This is a genomic window from Dyadobacter sp. CY351 (assembly GCF_021502625.1).
In the GTDB taxonomy this organism is placed as follows: Bacteria; Bacteroidota; Bacteroidia; order Cytophagales; family Spirosomataceae; genus Dyadobacter; species Dyadobacter chenhuakuii.
The window spans coordinates 505,480-528,495 of the sequence record NZ_JAKFFU010000004.1 but is presented as its reverse complement, the minus strand read 5'-3'; the positions used below and the strand labels follow the sequence as shown (position 1 = coordinate 528,495).

Below are 23,016 nucleotides of genomic sequence, written 5' to 3'. Positions count from 1 at the left end.
AACATCTGATTACAGCTCAAATCTAAACAAAAATGAGCTGTAATAAAATCAAAATTGAGCCGTAAATATCTTACAGCTCAAATGAATGCGTGATACGGATCAATTGTTTGTAATTCTGATCCGTATTCAAGTCGGATTTGTATCGTAACGACCTATAAACTGGACGCCCACTAACCCAGCAGCGGATAATACCGCTCTTCGATCACGCGCATGTGGTGGATGGGATGGCCGATGATGACGAAGCCTAGGGCCAGCGCGGAAATTTCAGATTTGAAAGCAAAGCCCGAGCGGAGCATCATTTCATCATTCATGCCTTTGTAAAGTAAGATGGTGCTCTGCCTTACCTGATTGAATTCCTGCATCAGGTTCTCAACGCTGCGTTGGTAGGCGATCGTGTTTGCTGCCAGAAGCTCCTCGTCGTAGCCCGGCAGGGTGGTTTTGTCGTTTCGGGAAAAACGCATGGCGCGGTAGGACATAATGCGCTCGTTATCAATGACGTGTTGTAAAATATCCTTCACGCTCCATTTTCCTTCGGCGTAAGCCCGGTCTTGAAGGCTGGCTAGTTTTGTGATGTCAGTATAAACTTTGTCAGGTGCATATTGGTCAAATGCTTCAAAAATGTTAATGTCTTCAACCAGATTGATATAGCGGTCAAAAAACTGGGGCATTGGGTTAATCATTGATTTTTTCATGGGCTGCAATCGCTTTTTTTTAGGCGAAAATATAAGAAAAATCCGCAGGATGTCTTTTGCTGCCCATATGACACCATAGTATTTTAAACAACACTTGCAGAATTGCACTTAACTTGATTACATTTGGATATAAATCCTCTGGAAATTGAAAAGACTGTTACCAATCGGATTGTTGGTTCTGCTGCTCTACAACACGTTCGGGCTGACTTTCGCTGTACTTTTCTTTGATAATCATCACCTACAAGCACCCATCTCGTCCTTAAACGATGAAACGGTGGTTGTGAAAATGCATTTGCCGTCACTTCCCTATTCGGGCGATCTGCAAATTACCGATCTGCCTCAGGGGCTTATCCGCCAAAACGACCAGTTTTACAATCCCACCAATGTCCTGCATCAAAACGACACGCTTTACGTCACTTTGAAATCCAACCAGGTGGCCAGGGACGATTTTTTCGCATTAGCCAATGCCATGCAGATCCTGACGGATCCCAATGCAAAACTTCCTGAGGATCCGTATAGCAAAGCCATGAAAATGGTGGATCATCTGCTAAAAAACTACGTTTCCAACATCAATGAAATAAGCTTTCAAACCGCGTTATTTACCGAACAGGCGCCTTTGTCGACGGCCTTGTATTCGAAAAATATCTATTCAGCCAACTTCATTCAGCTAACAAGCCCGCCTCCCGAGCTTAGCTGAATATTAGCGGATCATTCGTCTTCCTGCCGCAAGCCATCTATTTCATTTATACCATTGCCCGCAAAAACGCTGTGTCATTTTTGGAGATCGCACCGGCGCGGCATTATTCCTTATTAAAACAAATGCAACATTCTTTACAGAAAATGAAGCAACTGGTCTTGTTGCTTTTTATAATCCTGCTGTGCGTGACAGGAAAAGCATTCGCGCAAATGCCCAACGACGCCATTTATATGTCGAAAAACACGGCTTGCCTGGCTCTTTCTTATGGCCACAGCTCTTGGGATAAATATTGGGAAAATAGCCTCAAACGCCCAAATTTCAACATTGGCACCCACACAACCCAGAATGCAATGGCGATGCTGGCCGTAGGCGTTACCAAAAATCTGAACGTGATCGCAGGCGTGCCTTACGTATGGACCAAGGCGAGCGCGGGCAACCTGATGTGGCAAAACGGATTCCAGGATGCCTCTCTTTGGCTTAAATATCGTTTTATCAACAAATCCGGCTTCTCTCTGCACGCCATAGGTGGGGCTTCTATTCCCATCGGCAACTACGTTCCCGACTTTCTGCCTATGTCCATTGGCATCCAGTGCAGGACGGCAACAGCCCGTTTGCTGGCCAGATATTGGAACCGGCCAACAGGCATTTACCTGACTGCATCAGGAAGCTATATTTTTAGAAGTAACATTAAGATCGATCGCGATTCGTACCTGGCTGATGGTAAGCTGCACGGCACCAACCGGGTAAGCGTACCCAATGCTTTTGATGCATCGGCCAGAATCGGCTATCAGAAAGCTGCTATCCAGGCAGAAGTTTTCGCTGAATACGGCGCCTGCGATGGCGGCGACAACATCCGCCGCAACGATATGCCTTTTCCATCAAATAATATGAAAAGCACTGTGGGCGGGGTTTATGCCAAATTTCAGCCGAAAAATATCGGCGTTAATGCCCGGGCCGCTTACGTTTTAGACGGAGCTAATGTTGGCCAGAGTACATCTTTCTCTGTTGGCGTGCTGTACCAGTTCCGGTATATCAAAGCTGACAAAAACCCAAACATGCATCAATAACAATGAAAGTAAAATATATATCAAAGAGCAGACTGCTGATAGCGTGCGGATTGCTGATCACATTAGGGTTTTCTTCCTGTACCAAAACCATTGATGAGCCTACGGCTTCGGTTAACAACCCTTCCAGTATGGATGCCGATGCAGGCACCTGGAAACCTTACGTGCTTACTTCGTCCAGCGAAGTGGAAGTAGCTGAGCCTAAGAATGCTGCGTCGGCCGAGTATAAAGCAGAAATTGAAAAATTAAAAGAGACGATGTCTAAAATCACGCCGCAGCAGCGGGATATTGTTAATTTCTGGGGAGCCGGTGCTGCTTTTCGCTGGAATGAGATTGGCCGTGAGCTGGCTGCCCGCTATAATACCCCGCCTGCATCCAACCAGGACGGCAAATATCCTTTGCCTGACCCGGCTAACCCATTGGCTGACCCTAAGTTTCCATTCGCTAACCCGCCTTACACGGCGCGCGCGCTGGCTTACCTGAGCGTTGCGCAGTATGATGCGCTGGTAAGTGCCTGGAATTATAAGTTCAAATACAACCGCAAGGCGCCTTCGAAAACAGACGCTTCCGTGCAGGCTATTTTGCCGGTTACCGATCTTCCTTCCTATCCTTCCGAGGATGCGGTTGTGGCCGAAGCTTCGTTTTTGGTTTTGAAAGCCATGTTTCCTGGGGAAGTGCCATTCTTGGAACAGAAACTTGCAGAGCATAAAAACAGCCGTTTATGGGCTGGTATGAATGTGGAGAGCGATATTGCCGCTGGTGCAGAACTTGGAAAAGCGGTAGGCGCCAAAGTTATGGCAAGAGCAAAAACGGATGGTATGGGCACGGCAAACAATCAGGCAGCGACAGCTGAAATGGTCGCTAATGCTAAAAAACTCGGCGTTTCTGAGCCGTGGGTAAGCCAGGAGATGCCCGCCCGCCCGCCTATGCTTCCTACATACGGATTTGTAACGCCCTGGAACTTTGACAAAGCAACTGTAAAAACATTACGTCCCGGCCCACCGCCAACGATCGGAAGTGCTGAATATCAGGAAAATATCAATGAGCTTTTGCAAATCGCCAAAAAGCAAACCCGTGAACAGGCGCGCATTGCCAGCTTCTGGTCAGATGGTGTAGGAAGTTACACGCCTCCTGGTCATTGGCACAGAAGAGCAGCTGACCTTTGCCATAAAAATGCGTACAGCGAGGTGCGCACAGCCCGGACGCTGGCGCTTTTGGGCACAACATTGCAGGATGCGGGCATCTGCTGCTGGGACGTGAAATATTTCTATTACTACCCGCGCCCAAACCAGATGAACAGCAAAATCAAAACCTCTGTGGGCTTACCTAACTTCCCGTCTTACACATCCGGACATTCCACCTTCTCGGGCGCCGCGGCTGAATTGCTAGCCTACATATTCCCGGAAGAAAAGAAGAAAATCGACGAAATGGCACAAGAAGCCTCTGTATCCAGAATGTACGGACTGATCCATTACCGCTTCGACTGCGAAGCAGGTCTGGCATCTGGCCACAAAATCGGCGAATACGCCGTCGCCAGAGCGAAAGCGGACGGGGCGAAGTAAAAAGATAGTTTTGTGTACTAAAAAACGTCCTGGCCTTCCTTGTAGCCGGGACGTTTTTTTGATATTAGTCCGATTAAAACAATGCATGCCGTTTAATAGAATTCCCATATCTCATAAGTAGTATTTGAAGTATTTTATCTGTATAATTAAATGTTACTCAACTGTTTAAACAAATTCTATTATGAAACCAGTTCTACTCATTTCAGCCCAATTTTGCTTTTTTATTTTTGCCCTCTCAACACAAGCGCTCGCAGGGACGTGCCGCTTTACAGAACTGCGTTTGAACTCACAATCTGCTGTCAACAATTTTGACGCATCATGCACGAGTGTGATCGGAAACATTTCTATTGCAGGCGCAGATATTACTGATCTGGCACCCTTAGCGGGCGTTGAAACGATCGATGGTACGCTTACGATCCAAAACAATACGATTTTGCCAAATTTGAAACAATTGGCAAACCTAACAAGCACCAAGAATTTGCTGATCTATAACAATGATCTTCTTACCGATTTGTCTGGTTTAGAGGGATTAACATCAAATTCAGGTTCTATTCACATTCGTTTTCACAAAAATCTGACAAGTCTGACCGGATTAAATAACCTGGCTACCGCTAGAATCTTTTACATTACCGATAACGCGCTGTTAGAAAATCTCGATGGGCTAGCCAGTCTGACTACAATCACGGATGTCTTGATGATAAGCCTCAACAAGAGTCTTGTCAATCTGGAAGGCCTTGACAATTTGAGCAATGTGAGCCGCATACTTATTGGTGAAAATGATCTTTTGAAAGATTTAACAGGACTATCGAGTTTAACTTCCGTTTCCTACCAAATGCACGTGAGTTCTAACAAAAGTCTGACTAGCCTCTCTGGTTTACCCGCCAGCATATCTATGAGTGAGCTTTATATTAGTGATAATAATCTATTGACTGATCTGACGGGATTGCAAAGTATTGGTTACGTATATTGGCTGGTTATCAGCGACAGCAAAGGTCTTGGCAGTCTTAACGGATTAAACAATCTGAATTCTGCTACAAATTTTATCATAAGGAACAACCCATTGTTAACCGACTTGTCAGGACTCGATAACCTTACAGATATTGGCTGGATCCAGATTACCGGAAATGCCGAGTTGAAAAGCCTTGATGGTTTGGGCGCTGGTGAACAGAGCAATAGTGAAACCGGGAGAATTTCGGCTTCGCTTGCTATCGGAGGATTGGCAATCACTAACAATCCAAAATTAACCATGTGCGCTATTGAGCCGGTCTGTATTTTTATCAGGCAAAGTACTGCCAGCATTAGTGGTAATGGCATTGGTTGTGAAAGCCAGGCAGCCGTTCAAAGCTCTTGCGGGTCCCTTCCGGTAAGGCTGGCCCATTTTACTGCAACCGGTGAAAATCAACAAGCCATCCTAAAATGGACAACAACAGACGAAAGCAATAGCTCCACTTTTGAAATTGAACGTAGTCTCGATGCCAAAGCCTGGTTGAAAATAGGTGAACATGCTGCAAAAGGTGAAAGTACCCAGCTTGTCAATTACCAGTGGGCGGACATTCACCCGCTCGATGGCCTTAATTACTATCGCTTGAAAATGGTTGACCGCGATGGCACCTATTCATACAGCCAGAAGCATATGCTCCGATTCGAGCTGAATCAGGCTTCAACATTCGTTTACCCAAACCCTGTTTCTGACTTCCTGTTTGTAAAGAATGCCAGTAATATCACTTGGCTTAGCATTACTGATTTACATGGAAGAATTATTTTCGAAACAAAAAAGGTGCCCAATGAAGGGTTATCAATCGAAAAAATAGCTACCGGACTATATCATGTACAAATTACCACGCAGGAAGGGGAAGTGAAGACTGAAAGCATTGCCATCTATTAAATTTTTGTTAGCTATAAATAAATAAACGCCCGTAGCCGACTGAGGTTAGCTACGGGCGTTTAATGTTATTCGAATAATACCTTAATATTTATTGCTCTTTAGAAAAAGGGGCTTTCGCTTACCTATCCCAGATTCCCGATATCAAAAGGGAGCTTGCGGAGGCGTTTGCCGGTGGCGGCGAAGACGGCGTTGCCCAAGGCCGGGGCGATGGGTGGCAGGCCTGGCTCTCCTACTCCGCCTGGTGCTGCGCCGCTGTCTATGATGTGGATGTCGATGGCGGGCATCTCGTTGAGGCGCAGGATGTTGTATTGGTGGAAATTGTTTTGATCACTGATGCCATTGGTGAATGTGATGCCGTCTTTGATGGCGGCCGTAATGCCCATGACAATGTTGCCTTCGGTTTGCGCTTTCACGTTATCCGGGTTTACATAATGCCCGCAGTCGATGACAGAGACCACTTTATCAATCTTTACTCCCTGGTCTTTCCTGGAAACTGTGATGCAACAAGCTGAAATGCTGCTGAAAGAGCTGAATATGGCAAGCCCTTTTCCTGAACCGTCAGGCAATTTTTCTTCCCAATTTGCTTTTTCAGCCAATGTTTGAAGCACTTTCTTAAACCGGTCATCAGTAAGAATGTCCATTCTGGCTTGTAAAGGATCTTTTTTTGCCAGATGGGCGAGCTCATCTACAAAGCATTCCTGCCCCCATCCGAAGTTGGACGCATAAACAGAACGCCACCACACCACCGGAATGTCGGTTTTGACATGCGTCCAGCTTACCTTAGAAGCGCCGTCGAAACGATATTTATTGTTCTCTGTGGCCAGCTCGCCGCTTAGCCATGGATCTGCATCGGTTTCTTTCAATCCACCAAAAACCTGACCGGAAATGGATTCACCAATGGCGTGATGATGAAAACCCGTGATTTTGCCATTTTCTACAAAACCCTGCATATGACTGAGCATTCCCGGCCGGTAAGGGCCTTGCGAAATATCATCTTCCCGCGTCCAGACCACCTTAACAGGTTTCTTGATCACTTTCGAAATGTGGCAGGCTTCCAGCACAAAGTCGTGATATGCTTTCCGGCCGAATGCACCTCCCAGCAGCGTAACATTGATTTTTACCTGCTCAGGTTTTACTTTCATATAGCCGCAAACATCCCGCAATGCCCAGTCGGGCCCTTGCACGGGCGCCCAAATTTCCACTGTTCCGTCATCCTTGACATGCGCTATTGCATTTTCAGGCTCTATGGGTGCATGTGCTAAAAACGGCGTTTCATAGTTGGCTTCGAGCTTTTCCTGGGCAGAAGTGTATTTTGCAGTAAAATCGCCTTTCTCCTCAGCGTTAATGCCCTCTTTTTTGGCCGCCTCGTAAGTGGCTGCGAAATAATTGGCTGTGCTTAAAGATTTTTCCAGATCACCATTATCCCATTTTACAACCAACGCCTTTTTGCCTTTCAGAGCCGCCCAGTAATTGGTGGCCACCACAGCTACGGCTTCGGAAGTGCGGTGCGGCATGGTCCTTTCGGTTTTAATAACCTGCAAAACGCCCTTGATCTTTTTTGCTTCCGTATCGTCGATGGAAGCCACTTTACCGTGGATCATGGGGGAATGTAGAATGCTTGCATACACCATTCCCGGCACACCCACGTCGATGCCATACACCGCCTTGCCATTTACGCGCTCGGGCACATCGAGTCTTTTATTGTATTTACCAATGATCTTGAAATCGCTGGCATCTTTAAGCTTGGGATTTTTAGGAATTTCTAGCTTGGAGGCTTCATCGGCCAGCTCACCATAAGTCAGGCTTTTGCCTGTTGCCTTGTGGACGATCTTGGCATCTTCGGCGTGGCATTCCGAAACAGGCACATTCCACCTTTTGGCGGCAGTGGTTGTAAGCATTTCCCTGGCTGCGGCCCCGGCTTTGCGGATCGGAAACCATAGTTCGCGCACCGAACTGCTGCCTCCCGAAGTCTGGCTGCCATATTTGCCCATTCCGTCACTTTGCACGATGAGCACTTTTTCCAGGCTTACTTCCAGCTCTTCGGCCAAAAGCGACGGCACGGCCTGCGTTGAGCCCTGGCCCATATCAGGCCTTGGGTTAACAAGGGTAATGTTGCCGTTGGTGTCAATGATAATGAAGGGATTGATTTCCAGGCGGAGCACAGCAGGCGTAATCTTTTTCAAAGATGCGTCCCTGGTAAATCCCGAAATGCCTAATGCAAGCCCGAAAGTGGTGATGCCCGAAGCTTTCAGGAAATCGCGTCGTGATGTTTGTATATTTTTCAATGTCTTTAAAGCTAATTTTGACTGAATGTTGCCTGTTAACGCTTTCCAATGCCGTTTTCCGAGACTTTCATCTCCTCGGCAGCCCGGTGAATGGCTTTCCTGATGCGATCATATGTGCCGCACCGGCATAGGTTTCCGCTCATAGCCGCATCAATGTCGGCATCAGTTGGATTGGGTTTGGATTTGAGCAGCGCCGCAGCAGACATGATCTGGCCCGACTGACAGTAACCACATTGCGGGACCTGCTCTTCGATCCAGGCTTTTTGAAGCACATTCATCTTGCCATCTCCGATGCCTTCGATAGTGGTGATCTTATCATTTTTACCCACGCCCGAAACCGGCAGCTGGCAGGAGCGCGTAGGCTCTCCGTTCAGATGCACCGTGCAGGCTCCGCACAGGGCCATTCCACAGCCAAACTTGGTGCCTTTTAACCCGGCAAAATCGCGGACAACCCATAGCAAAGGCATATCGGGCTCGACATCAACTTTTACCTTCTTTCCATTCAGTGATAAATTGTATATCGCCATAGTAAAATATTATTAACATTAATCGCAAAAATGACCATCTAAATTACGAAAAAGGAAATTTTTTCAAATTTATATTTCGCAAAACCAGCGTTTTACGTGATAAGCGGACAAATGACTTTCGTCGGGACAAAAAACAACGTTAATTTTACCCGATTTCATTTCCCAGACCCTATTTATGATTACAAACGACGCAGTTGTTCTTGGTTTGTTAATGCTGATTTTAGCTGCTATTTTTTATACAGCTTCCGATGGTAACGCTGCCTGGAAGCGGTTTTATGCAGTAGTCCCACCGCTGTTGCTTTGCTATTTTATTCCCGGCCTGCTGAATTCGTTTGGCATTGTAAATGGTCAGACCTCGCAGCTTTATCCGGTTATTTCCAAATATTTTCTTCCCGCTTGCCTTGTCTTTTTTACGATCGGCATGGACTGGCGCTCATTGAGCCGGTTAGGGCCAAAAGCGTTGATTGCTATGCTGGTAGGAACGCTGGGGATCATGGTGGGCGGGCCATTTGCTTTGTGGATCGTGGGGCTGATCAGTCCGCAGACTGTTGCCGGCGAAGGCGCCGATGCGGTTTGGCGCGGGCTTGCCACCATTGCCGGAAGTTGGATCGGCGGCGGGGCTAACCAGACTGCATTAAGGGAAGTTTTTCAGCCCAGCGACGCGCTGTTTTCACAAATGGTGGCCGTGGATGTGCTTGTTGCAGAGCTATGGATGGCATTTCTGATTTACGGCGCAGGAAATGCCGCCAGGATCGACCGCTGGCTCGGCGCTGACAGCCGGCCCATTGAGCTGATAAAGCAACATCTTGATATACAAAACAAAACCAACGAGAACACGCCTGCCATGCGGGATTATATTTTCCTGGGAGCAGCAGGCTTCGGTGCCACGGGAGCAGCCCACTTTCTGGCAGACATTATCACGCCTTATCTATCCAAAAACTATCCTTTTTTAGATAAATACAGCCTTACCTCGCCCTTTTTCTGGGTGGTAACCATTGCTACATTCATTGGCATCGCGCTTTCGCTGACGCCTGTCCGAAAACTGGAACATGTGGGCGCCTCCAAGCTTGGTTCGGTGTTCCTATATGTGCTGGTGGCCACGATCGGAATGCAGATGGATCTGGGTGCGGTGGCAGGAAATCCGGGACTTTTTGCTATTGGCCTGATCTGGATATTGACGCATGCCATTATTTTGGTGCTGGTTTGCAAATGGCTTAAAATCCCTTTCTTTTTTCTGGCGGTGGGAAGTCAGGCGAACGTGGGCGGTTCTGCTTCGGCGTCTGTGGTGGCTGCTGCCTTTCACCCCTCACTGGCAACCGTCGGGGTTTTGCTTGCGATTCTGGGCTACGCGATTGGCACATATGGGGGTTACCTGACGGCGCTGGTTATGCAATGGATCAGTGAGGGCTGACCTACAAATCCAGCACTAGGCCGTCATAGGCCAGATGCACATGAGCAGGCAGCTCATTTTCAATGTCAGCATGCTTTCCCAGCTTATGGCTCATATGAACCAGGTATGCCTTTGGAACTTGCAGTTTTTCGATCAGTTCTAAAGATTGGGATAATGTAAAATGAGAAAGATGCGGCTCTTTTTGCAGCGTATCCAAAACCAGGACCTTTGATCCAATGATCTTTTGCTGCTCTTTTTCAGCAATAAAATTGGCATCGGTAATGTAAGTAAAATCACCAACCCGGTAGCCGTAAACCGGCAACTTGTGGTGCATGGCCTCAATAGGCGTAAATTTTACACCCTGCACATCAAATGGCTCATTATCAATGTTATGAAGCTCAAAGTGCGGCACGCCCGGATATCTTTTCTCAGAAAAAGCGTAGGCGAACTCGTTTTGGATCTGCATTAAAACAGATTCTCTTCCGTAAAGCGGAATATCACGCTGACTGCGGTGGTTGAATGCACGGATATCGTCAAGTCCGGCGGTGTGGTCCTTGTGCTGATGCGTAAAAATAGCTGCGTCCAGGTCCTTTACATTGGCCCGGAGCATTTGCTGACGAAAGTCAGGACCGGTGTCAATAACGAAAGATTTGCCATCAACCTGGATCCAAACGGAAGTCCTTAAACGCTTGTCACGCGGGTCATCAGATCGGCAAACGGCACATTCACAGGCAATAACCGGTATTCCCTGTGATGTGCCGGTCCCTAAAAATGTAATCCTCATCAGGTTTATTCTGTCAAATGCGCGACCACTTCAACCAGACGGTCAAAATTCAAAGGTTTCATCAGCGCATCGTCAAATCCTGCTTGTTTGAAGTCTTCTTCCGAATAGTTTTTGGCGTTTCCGGTAATGGCAACGATGGGCGTTTTGGCCTTTTTCTCGTTAGGCAATTTGCGGATGCTTCTCGCGCACTCCATTCCGTCCATCACAGGCATATTGATATCCAGCAAAATAATATCGAAATCCTCTTTTTCAAGAAGCTGCAAAACCTGCTCTCCGTTTTTCACAGAAGTTATCTCGTAATGTTGAAATTCCAGAATCTTCCTTGCCAGATTTTGAATAACTGAGCTGTCTTCGGCAATGAGTACTCGCTTGGTGTATGACATATGATGGGTCAGGTATTGTGTTTAATAATTAGCCAGGCTCAATTTAGGGATATTTCATCCAAAGTCGCAACCCGGCGCGGTGCGAAGATTCAAAATTATCATAAAAAAGTAAATAAACATCTTATACTTTTTCAAAGCACACTTTCGGGTGTAAGTTTGTGATCCGTTCAAAAATTTCGAAGTCTCATGTTTAAAAATAAGGTAATCCGGTACAGCACAATCGCGATGGTTATTGCGATCCTGGCCTATTTTGTTGTTGAAAATTTCTCTATCGGAGGCCTTAATGGAGCCATCGAAGACCAGATCGCCAGCAACCCCGAGCAATACAAAACGACCATACTCAACGAGCGCGCGGCCAAAGACGAGCAGTTCCGCACCACCGAGGACTCTCCCATCGCAGACAAAGAAAGCTTCCACGGCCTGCATTACTTTGCACCCGACCTCACCTATCGCATCAAGGCCAATATTTCTCCTTATATGAATGATGATAAGGAAGTTGTAGTGAAATACACGGACGGCACTTCGGAGAAATATGAGAAGTATGGTTATGCCAATTTCAAGATTGGCGACCAGGAGCAGAAGCTGTTATTGCTTAAAAATGAAAGCGTTATCTCCGTCCTTTTCAAAGACGCAACCAGCGGAAAGGAAACGTATGGTGGCGGCCGCTACCTGGATTATCCCGTTTCTGAAATCAAAAACAATGTAATTGTTCTGGATTTTAACAAAGCGTATAACCCTTACTGCGTTTACCAGGAAAGTTACGCCTGCCCCGTTCCGCCTCAGGAAAATACGCTTTCTGTGGCCATTTTGGCTGGCGAGCAGCTCGAATCGGCTGTTCATAATTGAGCCGCTTTACGCTTTTTGTGTTTTGTTAAAAAAACCAATGACTATTTCAAGTCTGACGGCGCTGTTCGACTTAAATCCTTAATTTTGTAATTCGGCTTAAATGTCGGTTGAAAACCTTTTTTGAAAGCATTCGCATGAAGATCTCCTATAAGTGGCTTAAAGAATTAATAGAAATAACAGAATCTCCGGAAGAAATTGGCAAAATACTGACCGCAACCGGACTGGAAGTTGAAAGCATTGAGGAGATTGAATCCATCAAAGGAGGTCTGCAAGGCGTTGTGATCGGTGAGGTGCTTACCCGCGAAAAACATCCGGAAGCTGACCGTTTGAGCCTTACTACTGTTGATGTAGGTGGTGAAAACCCATTATCCATTGTTTGCGGCGCGGCTAATGTGGCTGCCGGTCAGAAAGTTGTGGTAGCAACCGTAGGCGCAACATTATATCCGATGGGAAGCGACCAGCCATTGGTTTTGAAGAAATCAAAAATCAGAGGCGCACTGTCGGAAGGAATGATCTGCGCAGAAGATGAGTTAGGCGTCGGCTCGTCGCATGACGGCATTTTAGTGCTGGATACGGATCTTCCCAATGGCACACCGGCCAGCGAATATTTTGGTATTTCTTCTGATTATTTAATAGAAATCGGCCTTACGCCTAACCGCGCCGATGCCGCATCGCATTATGGGGTTGCGCGTGATCTGAAAGCTTATTTTAATCGTGAGATAAAACTTCCGTCCGTTGATGCTTTTGCAGTCAACAATGAAAACCTGCCATTTGAAGTCGAAGTTCGCAATTCGGAAGCAGCGCCACGATATGCCGGCCTGACCATCACCGGTTTGAAGGTAGCCGAATCGCCCGAGTGGCTTAAACAGCGACTGGCAACAATCGGAATCCGCTCGATTAATAACATTGTTGACATTACGAATTTCATCTGCCATGAGCTGGGCCAGCCCATGCATGCTTTTGATGCAGATAAGGTTACCGGCAACAAGGTGATCGTTACCACCGTGCCAGCAGGGACAACATTCGTGACGCTGGATGGCGTGGAAAGGAAACTTTCGGATTCTGATCTGATGATCTGCAATGCAGGCACAGGCGGCAATCCGGAGCCTATGTGCATTGCCGGGGTTTTTGGCGGGCTCACTTCGGGTGTTACCAATGAAACCACTTCCATATTCCTTGAATCTGCCTATTTCTCGCCTGTATGGGTGCGTAAAACGGCACAGCGGTTTGCATTAAAAACGGATTCTTCTTTCCGCTTTGAGCGGGGCACGGACCCTAACATGCCTTTGTATGCATTGAGAAGGGCAGCATTGCTGATCCAGGAAATTGCGGGCGGCATCGTTTCGTCCAACATTACAGACATTTACCCAGATCCGGTTGCGGATTTTGAAGTAAAAATGACTTACCGCAACATTGACAGGTTGATTGGTAAATCATTGGATAAAACACTTATTACTAACATTCTGAATGGCCTGGACATTAAAATTCAGGACCAAACCGAAGCTGGCTTTACTGCTATCGTGCCGCCTTACCGCGTAGACGTGCAAAGGGAAGCGGATGTGATCGAGGAAATTCTGCGCATTTACGGTTTCGGCCAAGTGGAGCTTTCCGATGCGCTTAGCTCTGATTACTTGTCTGATTTCCCTGTTAACGATCCTGAAAAACTGAAACTGCGCGTTGCTGAACTGCTGGTAGCGAATGGTTTCAACGAAATGATCAACAATTCGCTGACAAAACCTGATTACCACATTTCAATTGCAGAAAGCATTCAGGGGAATCCGGTCAAAATCCTGAATTATCTGAGCGAAGATCTTTCCGTAATGCGTCAGACGCTGATTTTTTCCGGTTTGGAGGTCATAGCTTACAATAGCAACCGCCGCCAAAAGGATTTGAAGCTTTTTGAATTTGGTAAAACCTATAATGAGATCAGCGAAAAATATGTGGAGAAAGAAAGACTGGCTGTTTTCCTGACGGGCAACATCGGACAGGAAAGCTGGTTTGAAAAGTCGCGCGAAGTCGTTTTCCATGATCTGGCAGGCTTTGTAATGCAGGTTTTATCAGCGGTTAAGATCAGGGATGTGGAAAGGACTGAGGCGGATGCGGCGATTTTTAAGTTTGGAACAACATTAACATTAAACCGCAAGCCTGTTGTCACATTTGGACAACTCCAAGCGGCTATTGCTAAAAAGCTTGATATTAAGGCGCCTGTTTTTTACGCAGATTTTGATTGGGATTATATGCTCAAACAATACGATGCGTTTGTTCAGTACAAGGAAGTGGCGAAGTTTCCCGAAGTGCGCCGGGATCTTTCGGTTGTGGTTGACAAGAAAATTACGTTTGACGAGCTCCGACAGATCGCCTATAAGACCGAAAGGCAGCTTTTGCGCGCAGTAAACGTGTTTGATGTGTATGAAGGCGCGAATCTGGAAGGTAAGAAATCGTATTCCGTGAGCTTCATTTTACAGGACGATCAGCAAACATTGACCGACAAAGTGATTGACAAAACCATGCAGCGGTTGATTTCTGCTTACGAAAGGGAATTTGAGGCCGTGATCAGGAAATAAGAGTTTTGGTTGACAGCATTATTAAGGCCAAAAAAATGGAAAGGAGCATCGAGCGCATCATTGAGCATAAGTTGACCGACCTTGAGAAAAAACTCGAGTTCCTGATCAACATTAAAGAGAAACTAAACTGGTCAATATCAGAGCTGCAACGCGAAAATGCGGAACTGCGTGCATCGAATAACCAACTCAAGGAAGAAGCAAAAGAAATAAAGAAAAAATACACTAGTTTGGAAAAAGACTTTAATAAGTCTAAAAGTTTCGCTAAAATTGTCACTAGTAAACTGACACCAACAAGCGGAATCGCCGAACTGAAAGACTCAGTTGAAAGATATATACAAGAGATCGATAAGTGCATAGAATTGCTTGAAGATACCTTATGAAAAAAAATAACATACCCAATCCGGACGTTTCTGTCTTTATAAAACTGCTGGACAGGGGTTTCAAACTGAGCGTTCCGGCGGATCAGGAGAAATTCTACAGGGATGGGTATGAGGTGTTCATGCAACGCGTGCAGCAGCATAAATTAAAGGGAAAAGTTTACGGTGACATTGAAGCAATTGCACTTACTTCTATTGAATGCCTTGTAGCATTACAACGGAACCAGGAGCAAATGGACAATTTGGTGATGGCTTTTAAAAACAGGGTAGAAAAGCTTGATGAAACCATTACCAGCGCAATAGAAAGCTAAAAGCTCAACACCACAAAACCTTTATTTTATACGGATTACTCTTTATCTTCTTTCAATACTTCCACCTTCGGCATTTTCACGCGGTTTAGTCGGTAAAACCAACTATATATAACCTTACTGAAATGTCAAATTCATTAATTTTCATCCTTGTCCTGTCCGACATTATCGCCATTGGTGTGGGGATTTTCGCAGGAAAATTCATTTTTCAGAGGTCGTTTGACCAGAAAGAAAAGGAAGCGCAGGAGCGCGCAGCCGAAATTCTCCGTAATGCCGAAAGTGCTGCTGAAAACATAAAGAAAGACCGGATCCTTGAAGCCAAGGAAAAATACCTGAGACTTAAAGGCGAGTTTGAAGAGGATGCCAACAAGAAACGCGTAATCCTTCAAACCAACGAACAGAAATTAAAACAACGCGAGCAAAGCCTTAATCAGACCATTGAGGCAAACAAGCGCCGTGAAAACGAGCTGGAAGCGCTGAAAACAAACTTGAATTCGCAACTCGAAACGGCCACAAAACGCCGCGAAGAAGCAGAAAAGTCACTTGCACAACAGGTTACCCAATTAGAGAAAATCGCGAACCTTACCGCTGATCAGGCGCGTGAGCAGTTGATAGACGCATTAAAAGCAGAGGCTGATACAAGGGCCGGATCGTATGTTAAAAGTGCGATGGAAGAAGCCCGCCTTACTGCCACCAAAGAAGCTAAAAAGATCGTTATCGAGACCATACAGCGCACGGCTGCTGAACATGCTATTGAAAACTGCGTTTCTGTTTTCAACATTGAAAATGACGATATTAAAGGAAAGATCATCGGTCGTGAGGGACGTAATATTCGTGCTCTGGAAGCTGCAACGGGCGTTGAGATCATTGTAGATGATACCCCGGAAGCGATTGTGATCTCCGGATTTGATCCTGTAAGGAGAGAAATTGCCAGACTTTCGCTGCACCGCCTGGTTCAGGACGGAAGGATCCACCCGGCCAGAATTGAAGAAGTTGTTGCCAAAACACGCAAGAACATTGACGACGAGATTGTTGAGATCGGTGAAAGGACTGTAATCGACATGGGCATACACGGACTTCATCCTGAGCTTGTTAAGATGATCGGCCGCATGCGTTTCCGGTCTTCTTACGGACAAAACCTGCTGCAACATTCGCGTGAAGTGGCAAAGCTATGCGCTACGATGGCTTCCGAGCTGGGTTTGAATACGAAATTGGCGAAAAGAGCCGGTCTGCTGCATGATATTGGTAAAGTTTGGCCGGAAGAATCCGACCTTCCGCACGCAATATTGGGTATGGAACTTGCCAAAAAATACAAAGAAAATCCTGAGGTGTGTAATGCAATCGGTGCCCACCACGACGAAATTGAAATGACAAGCATCCTTTCCCCGATCATTCAGGTGTGTGATGCGATTTCAGGATCTCGCCCGGGAGCACGCAGGGAAATGATGGAGTCTTACATTCAAAGGCTGCGTGATCTTGAAAACATGGCATTGTCGTTTGACGGTGTTGAAAAATGTTACGCGATCCAGGCCGGCCGCGAGCTGCGCGTGATCATTGATGCAGATAATGTTTCGGATGAAAAGGCAGGGATGCTTTCTTTTGATATTTCACAAAAAATTGAAAAAGAAATGCAGTATCCCGGACAAATTAAAATTACAGTAATCCGTGAGATGCGTTCAGTAGCGTATGCGCGTTAATCAGCCAAAAAATACATGAGTTACTCACTTCTTAGTAGTTCAGAGCTGTTGGATATCCAAACGCTTGGTGAACTGAAAAAAGCAGGTTATCAATCCCGTTCCATCAAACAGGAACTGCGCGACAACCTGATCGTTAAGATTAAAAGCAAAGAGAATATTTTTCCCGGCATCTGGGGTTATGAAGAAACGGTTATTCCCGACGTGGAACGTGCCATCCTTTCGATGCACAACATTAACTTCCTGGGGTTACGCGGGCAAGCCAAGACGCGTATTGCCAGAATGATGATCAGTCTTCTGGACGAATACATTCCGTATGTTAAGGATTCGGAGCTGCATGACGATCCATTGGAGCCATTATCCCGTTTTGCAAAAGACGCTATTGAAGAATATGGTGACCAGACAGAAATTGCCTGGTTGCACAGAAGCGAGCGTTATACCGAGAAATTGGCAACGCCGGATGTCTCTGTGGCCGACCTTATCGGTGATGTAGACCCTATCAAGGCCGCAACATTGAAATTGCCTTATTCGGACGAAAGGGTGATCCACTTCGGGCTTATTCCCCGTTCACATCGCGGCATTTTCGTAATTAACGAGCTTCCCGATTTACAGGCCAGGATCCAGGTTGCACTTTTCAATATTTTGCAGGAAGGCGACATTCAGATCCGTGGGTTCAAATTGCGTTTGCCGCTGGATATCCAGTTTGTTTTCACGGCCAACCCGGAAGACTATACCAACCGTGGAAGCATCGTAACGCCACTGAAAGACCGTATCGAAAGCCAGATCGTAACGCATTACCCAAAAACAATTGAAACGGGTAAGAAAATTACAGAACAGGAAGCGATTGTTAAAACGGAGCAAGTGGGCATGATCAAGGTCAATGAGCTTGCAAAAACATTGATCGAGCAGATTGCATTTGAAGCAAGAGAAAGCGAATATGTGGACAGCAAAAGCGGTGTGTCTGCACGTTTGACGATCTCGGCTTATGAAAGCCTTTTGAGCACGGCAGAGAGGCGAGCGCTGATCAACGGGGAGGAAAGCACTTACGTGCGCATTTCTGACCTATACGGCGTTGTTTCTGCCATTTGCGGAAAAGTTGAGCTTGTTTATGAAGGCGAGGTCGAAGGACCCGTTATCGTGGCTCAAAACCTGATCGGAAAAGCGATCCGTACCCAGTTCCTTAACTTTTTCCCGGATCCGGAAAAGAGCAAGAAAAGCAAGATCAACCCATACGCGAAAGTGATCGAATGGTTTGGCTCAGGCAATGAAATGGAAATGCCCGGAGATATGACCGATCGCGAGTATATGGCGCGATTGAAAACCATTGACGGCCTGGACGATTTCGTGGATATGCTGAGTGCTTATTCAGGAGCGGAAGAAAAGCTGTTTATGATGGAATTCGCATTGCACGGCATGGCGGAGTTCTCGCTGATCGGGAAAATGTCTTTGGATCAGGGAATGAAATTTCAGGACTTGGTTAGCAGCATGTTCTCCGGCCCAGGAGAAGATGATTATGATTTCGAAGACGATGATGATGATCGAAAACCATTTTGATATATAATAAAAAATGCCCGGCAAACACCGGGCATTTTCTTTATAAGCTATTACAGAATCAGAAGCTATTCCTCCAACATTAAAGCGGAGCGCCTTCGTCTACAACATTAGGTTCGCTCGTGTCAATCAGCGCATCCGGCTCGTTGTTAACCTTCGCGCGAACTTTCGCTTCCAGTTCATCCATTAACTCGGGATTATCCTTAATAAGGGCTTTCACGGCGTCACGGCCCTGTCCAAGACGGTTACCGTCGTAGCTAAACCATGAACCTGCTTTTTTAACGATATCCAGCTCAACTGCAAGGTCGATGATCTCCCCTACCTTGGAAATCCCTTCGCCATACATAATATCAAATTCCACAACTTTGAAAGGCGGCGCAACTTTGTTTTTCACCACTTTCACACGTGTACGGTTACCCAGGATCTGGTCAGCGCTTTCTTTGATCTGACCCACACGACGGATATCCAAACGCACAGAAGCATAGTATTTCAATGCATTACCACCCGTTGTAGTCTCAGGGTTACCGAACATTACGCCGATCTTCTCACGCAACTGGTTAATGAAAATACAGCAGCATCCGGTTTTGTTGATTACACCCGTAAGCTTACGCAATGCCTGAGACATCAAACGAGCCTGTAAACCCATTTTACTGTCACCCATTTCACCTTCAAGCTCAGCGCGCGGCACAAGTGCTGCAACAGAGTCAATAACAATGATATCAACAGCACCGCTGCTGATCAGGTGTTCTGCGATTTCCAATGCCTGCTCACCGCTGTCTGGCTGTGAGATCAGCAAGTTGCTTGTATCAATGCCTAATTTCTCAGCATAAGACCTGTCGAATGCATGCTCAGCATCAATGAACGCTGCAAGTCCGCCTTTTTTCTGAGCCTCTGCAATGCAGTGCATTGATAACGTTGTCTTACCAGAAGATTCCGGTCCGTAGATTTCCACAACACGGCCACGCGGAACGCCTCCTACTCCAAGTGCCAGGTCCAGCCCCAGCGAACCTGTTGAAATAACCGGAATGTCCAAAACCTTACTGTCGCTCAGGCGCATTACTGTGCCCTTTCCGTAGGTTTTGTCCAGCTTTTCAAGCGTGGTTTGTAGTGCTTTTAGTTTGTTGTCTTTATCAGTGGTTGGTTGTGCCATAAAAACGGTTACAATAATTTAGTTTGTTCATAAAAAAGCGGCTTCTGATTCCAAAAACCGCTAGATACTTGGTCTTTTTGTTGTGTAAAAATACCAAATTCCAAGCAAAAATCCAACGGGTTTTTCTTTTAAAAATATAATTTCAGGCATGATAAATACAGATAATATCAAGCGGATTTTACAACTTAGGACATTGGATTATTCTGCGTCGCGAATCATTTACCCACCGGCTTTTTGGCAGGATAAACGGTGAATAATTAATGGCCTATTTCTATAATTTTGCAGCGCAATGATCTGTTGTAGAGATTCATTCCGCCTACTTACTTAATTACCGCGTTTGTGTTTAAAAAGATTTTTATTGCCGTCATAGTGCTTTGCGTCCTTGCAGGGATTTATTATCGTGATCTGCTCAGCTATGGCTGGATGCAGGCTTCGGGTCAGGTAAAGATCCTTATGAATGTGGAGGAAGTAACCGACGTGCTCGCCGATCCTTCATTCCCTGATTCGCTTAAAGCAAGGATCCGGCTAATCGAGGAAATCAAAAAATTCGGCGTCGATTCACTCGGGCTGACGCCTTCAAAAAACTACACAACGTTCTATAATCAGCATGGAAAGCCATTGATCTGGCTCATTACCGCATCAGAGAAATATAAGATCGAACCCTACAAATGGCACTTTCCTATCATTGGTAGTTTTCCTTACAAAGGTTTTTTTGATTCCACACGTGCGGTAAATGAGGAGCGTGAACTGATCAAGCAGGGCCTGGATACGGATATCGGAGATGTCTCGGCGTGGTCTACACTGGGTTACCTGAAAGACCCTATTTTATCGAGCATGCTGAATCGGCGGGTGGGAAGTCTTGCTAATCTGATCCTGCATGAACTGACGCATGGAACGCTTTTTGTGAAAAATAATCTGGAACTGAATGAGAACCTGGCCAGTTTTATTGGCGACCAGGGCGCTATCCGCTTTTTGAAGTTCAAGTATGGTCTGGATTCACCAGAATTACGTACATACGAATATTCAAAAAAGTACAATGATGCCTATTCGCGGCACATGCTCAGGGGAATAGGCCGGTTGGATAGTCTCTATAAGACGTTCGGGACAAACCCCATTGCCAGCGCGCGTTACGATTCTTTGAAGACGGCGCTCATTGCCAACATCTTTGAGGACGCAGATACACTGCTTTCGGGGAAACGGACGTTAACAAACAAAAATCGCGGGGCGGCGGGCCGCCGGGCGGCGGGCCGGTGGCCGGACGGGAAGTTACCGAATAATGCATATTTCATCAGTTATCAGACTTATAAGTCGAAACAGGACATTTTTAGAATTGAGTTTGAACAAAAATTTGGAGGAAATATTAAGAAATACCTGACCCATTTGAAAGAAAAATATCCCTCTCTATAATTACCGTTTTAGCATGAAGAGATCGTACATCGTTATAATTGCTTTAATCACCTTTTCGCTTTTTTTCTCTTTTCGGCAGTTTGAAGAGCAGGCAGCTCAGAACAGAGTTATCAATAACAAGAGCTTTGGGACGGGCGAAAGGGTCGAATACAGAGTGCATTACGGGTTTATCAATGCTGCCGAAGCCAAAGTAGAAGTAGGCAAGTCGGTTTCCATGATTAACAACCGGCCCTGCTACCGGGTCAATGTATCGGGACGTACAGTAGGCGCGTTCGATCTCATTTCTCGGGTGCGGGACACGTGGCGGTCATACATTGACACGACGGCAATCCTGCCGCATATGTTTGAGCGTCAGATCCAGGAAAACAAATATCGCAAGGACGAGCGCGTCATGTTCAACCACCACAGGGACCAGGCCGTCGCAAGTGTGAAGGACGAGACCAAAACCTACAATGTCCCCAACAACATTCATGACATTATCAGCGGCTATTTTTATCTCAGAACGATTAATTTCGAACGCATTTCCGAAGGCGAAGTCATTGAAGTTCCCACATTTTTCGACGGGGAGGTTTATAAGCTGCGTGTTCGTTATGTCGGAAAAGATGTGATCAAGACCAAATATGGCAAGACTAAGGTGCTAAGGATCAACCCACTGATTCCTGACAATAAGTTTTTCAAAGGAGAAGGCGCTATGAAATTGTGGGTTTCTGACGATTCTAATAAGATTCCATTGAAAGTTGAAGTGGAACTGAAAATCGGATCTTTGGAGATGGATTTGAAATCATATAAAGGACTTAAAAAAGACCTCGTCTGGTTTTGAAAAAGCGCTTCCGCCATTCCTGGAACTGCTTTAATGGAAACCAAAGCTCATTCCGGCGTATGGCATAAAATGAAACTGGAAAGCTTCCGAAGCTAAGATAAAATTGGGCAATGGAACCAACCTCCGGACTTTCGAAGTCGAAGATCAACGTTTCATCTTGGATGGAACGAAAATAGTGATCCAGCATGAACGTCCGCGCATTGTCTTTCCTACCTTTCTGATCCGCTGCATTAAAAAGATAAATCGCTCTTCCTCCGAATTTTACAATGAGTATTCCCGCATGAGGATGTCCTGCATGAGGATATCCGGCATGGAGGTGCCCGGCATGGATATCTTCACTGGATAGGCCGTAATATAATTCCGCCTGTTGCCTGGCCTGCAATACGTTAAAAAGTGCCTCCAAACGATTAAATGCATCCGGATCGATTCCGCCGGGAATCCGCGCAGTTTGATTTTCCTTAAATAATTTGATCAATGGCTGAATGTCTGCACTTCTCTGAACCTCCCAGTTATAACCCTTACTACGCACTAAATTCCGCTTTCTGTCTTTGGAATAGCCCGCATCCAGTTGTTGGACGTCACCTTTCAAGTGAAGCCAGTGCGTATGCTTTTGTGAAAAATTAAAGTCTGGAAAAGTGTGAGCTAATGCAGATAGCCTGATTGAGTTCTCAGGACTGAATTGATAAGCTGCTATGTAGGAGAATTCTTTTGAAACAACCCGAAGGAATGACTCCAACTGCAATCCGGAAAGCGGCTTTAAGGAGAATAGACCTAAATATTGGCAAAAAATAGGCTGATAAACTACTTGGAAACCCCATTTCCTGCGAATGGGAATCGGCATGACAATGTCCGGATGCTGAATGTTGGGCCAAACAAGCGCCTTCCAGCTTTCACAGACCGTGTCGAGATAGTAAGTTTGAGCGTAAATAACACATTGAAGGGATTCGCGAATGTGTTCATTCCATGTTGCGTCGCAGATCTGCGCGCGTTCGATCAGTAAGGGCGTCATCTTGTTTTTCAGGTTTAAAAT

At 46.0% G+C, this 23,016-nt stretch carries 20 protein-coding genes; 13 read left to right on the top strand and 7 right to left on the bottom strand.

Annotated elements, in window-relative coordinates; genetic code table 11:
- Nucleotides 1–170: 170 nt before the first annotated feature.
- Entirely contained in the window at nt 171–692 is a 522-nt protein-coding gene (locus tag L0660_RS11400) for a DinB family protein (RefSeq protein WP_235159566.1), read from the bottom strand.
- A gap of 145 nt (nt 693–837) precedes the next feature.
- Here L0660_RS11400 and L0660_RS11395 point away from each other — a divergent pair, with 145 nt between their 5' ends.
- The 4 genes from L0660_RS11395 to L0660_RS11380 all read left to right on the top strand — a co-directional run bounded on the left by L0660_RS11395 (nt 838) and on the right by L0660_RS11380 (nt 5,900).
- Complete coding sequence (locus L0660_RS11395; RefSeq protein WP_235159565.1) at nt 838–1,389, top strand: hypothetical protein; 552 nt, start codon at nt 838–840, stop codon at nt 1,387–1,389.
- A 143-nt stretch (nt 1,390–1,532) separates the two neighbouring features.
- On the top strand, nt 1,533–2,456 hold the full coding sequence (locus L0660_RS11390; protein WP_235159729.1) for a hypothetical protein: 924 nt from the start codon (nt 1,533–1,535) through the stop codon (nt 2,454–2,456).
- Nucleotides 2,457–2,458: 2 nt separating this feature from the next.
- Nucleotides 2,459–4,015, top strand: a complete 1,557-nt coding sequence (locus L0660_RS11385; RefSeq protein ID WP_235159564.1) for a phosphatase PAP2 family protein — start codon at nt 2,459–2,461, stop codon at nt 4,013–4,015.
- Between the two features lie 181 nt (nt 4,016–4,196).
- The gene (locus L0660_RS11380; RefSeq protein ID WP_235159563.1) at nt 4,197–5,900 is read left to right on the top strand and encodes a T9SS type A sorting domain-containing protein; all 1,704 of its coding nucleotides are present in this window, start codon (nt 4,197–4,199) and stop codon (nt 5,898–5,900) included.
- A gap of 122 nt (nt 5,901–6,022) precedes the next feature.
- Here the strand turns inward: L0660_RS11380 and L0660_RS11375 are convergent, their stop codons facing one another.
- Both L0660_RS11375 and L0660_RS11370 read right to left on the bottom strand, forming a co-directional pair.
- Nucleotides 6,023–8,185 (bottom strand): molybdopterin cofactor-binding domain-containing protein, encoded by a 2,163-nt coding sequence (locus L0660_RS11375; protein WP_235159562.1) that lies wholly within the window; start codon nt 8,183–8,185, stop codon nt 6,023–6,025.
- A gap of 35 nt (nt 8,186–8,220) precedes the next feature.
- A complete protein-coding gene (locus tag L0660_RS11370) occupies nt 8,221–8,712 on the bottom strand; it encodes a (2Fe-2S)-binding protein (protein ID WP_255699215.1) in 492 nt (163 codons plus the stop codon).
- Nucleotides 8,713–8,887: 175 nt separating this feature from the next.
- Between L0660_RS11370 and L0660_RS11365 the strand changes: the two genes are divergently transcribed.
- Nucleotides 8,888–10,123 (top strand): DUF819 domain-containing protein, encoded by a 1,236-nt coding sequence (locus tag L0660_RS11365; protein ID WP_235159561.1) that lies wholly within the window; start codon nt 8,888–8,890, stop codon nt 10,121–10,123.
- Nucleotide 10,124: 1 nt separating this feature from the next.
- On the opposite strand, the gene L0660_RS11360 is transcribed toward L0660_RS11365, so the two are convergent.
- Complete coding sequence (locus L0660_RS11360; RefSeq protein WP_235159560.1) at nt 10,125–10,886, bottom strand: MBL fold metallo-hydrolase; 762 nt, start codon at nt 10,884–10,886, stop codon at nt 10,125–10,127.
- Nucleotides 10,887–10,891: 5 nt separating this feature from the next.
- Nucleotides 10,892–11,269, bottom strand: a complete 378-nt coding sequence (locus tag L0660_RS11355) for a response regulator (protein ID WP_082215385.1) — start codon at nt 11,267–11,269, stop codon at nt 10,892–10,894.
- Between the two features lie 186 nt (nt 11,270–11,455).
- Here L0660_RS11355 and L0660_RS11350 point away from each other — a divergent pair, with 186 nt between their 5' ends.
- The 6 genes from L0660_RS11350 (at nt 11,456) to L0660_RS11325 (ending at nt 18,612) form a co-directional block, all read left to right on the top strand.
- Nucleotides 11,456–12,115 carry a DUF1684 domain-containing protein gene (locus L0660_RS11350; protein WP_235159559.1) on the top strand — a complete coding sequence of 220 codons (660 nt, stop codon included), beginning with the start codon at nt 11,456–11,458 and terminating at the stop codon, nt 12,113–12,115.
- 134 nt (nt 12,116–12,249) lie between these two features.
- On the top strand, nt 12,250–14,679 hold the full coding sequence (gene pheT, locus L0660_RS11345) for a phenylalanine--tRNA ligase subunit beta (protein WP_235159558.1): 2,430 nt from the start codon (nt 12,250–12,252) through the stop codon (nt 14,677–14,679).
- A gap of 35 nt (nt 14,680–14,714) precedes the next feature.
- On the top strand, nt 14,715–15,059 hold the full coding sequence (locus tag L0660_RS11340) for a hypothetical protein (protein ID WP_026631579.1): 345 nt from the start codon (nt 14,715–14,717) through the stop codon (nt 15,057–15,059).
- Nucleotides 15,056–15,367 carry a cell division protein ZapA gene (zapA, locus tag L0660_RS11335; protein WP_233796891.1) on the top strand — a complete coding sequence of 104 codons (312 nt, stop codon included), beginning with the start codon at nt 15,056–15,058 and terminating at the stop codon, nt 15,365–15,367. The genes L0660_RS11340 and zapA overlap by 4 nt, the downstream gene beginning before the upstream one ends.
- A 122-nt stretch (nt 15,368–15,489) precedes the next feature.
- The gene (gene rny, locus L0660_RS11330) at nt 15,490–17,061 is read left to right on the top strand and encodes a ribonuclease Y (protein ID WP_026631581.1); all 1,572 of its coding nucleotides are present in this window, start codon (nt 15,490–15,492) and stop codon (nt 17,059–17,061) included.
- Nucleotides 17,062–17,076: 15 nt separating this feature from the next.
- On the top strand, nt 17,077–18,612 hold the full coding sequence (locus tag L0660_RS11325) for a sigma 54-interacting transcriptional regulator (protein WP_235159557.1): 1,536 nt from the start codon (nt 17,077–17,079) through the stop codon (nt 18,610–18,612).
- 79 nt (nt 18,613–18,691) lie between these two features.
- Here L0660_RS11325 and recA read toward each other — a convergent pair whose 3' ends face one another.
- Entirely contained in the window at nt 18,692–19,759 is a 1,068-nt protein-coding gene (recA, locus tag L0660_RS11320) for a recombinase RecA (RefSeq protein WP_026631583.1), read from the bottom strand.
- A gap of 339 nt (nt 19,760–20,098) precedes the next feature.
- Here recA and L0660_RS11315 point away from each other — a divergent pair, with 339 nt between their 5' ends.
- Complete coding sequence (locus L0660_RS11315; protein WP_235159556.1) at nt 20,099–21,166, top strand: aminopeptidase; 1,068 nt, start codon at nt 20,099–20,101, stop codon at nt 21,164–21,166.
- Between the two features lie 13 nt (nt 21,167–21,179).
- Nucleotides 21,180–21,986 carry a DUF3108 domain-containing protein gene (locus tag L0660_RS11310; protein WP_026631585.1) on the top strand — a complete coding sequence of 269 codons (807 nt, stop codon included), beginning with the start codon at nt 21,180–21,182 and terminating at the stop codon, nt 21,984–21,986.
- Here the strand turns inward: L0660_RS11310 and L0660_RS11305 are convergent.
- A complete protein-coding gene (locus L0660_RS11305) occupies nt 21,961–22,995 on the bottom strand; it encodes a GNAT family N-acetyltransferase (protein WP_235159555.1) in 1,035 nt (344 codons plus the stop codon). The two genes, L0660_RS11310 and L0660_RS11305, sit on opposite strands and share 26 nt — an antisense overlap.
- Nucleotides 22,996–23,016 lie beyond the last annotated feature (21 nt).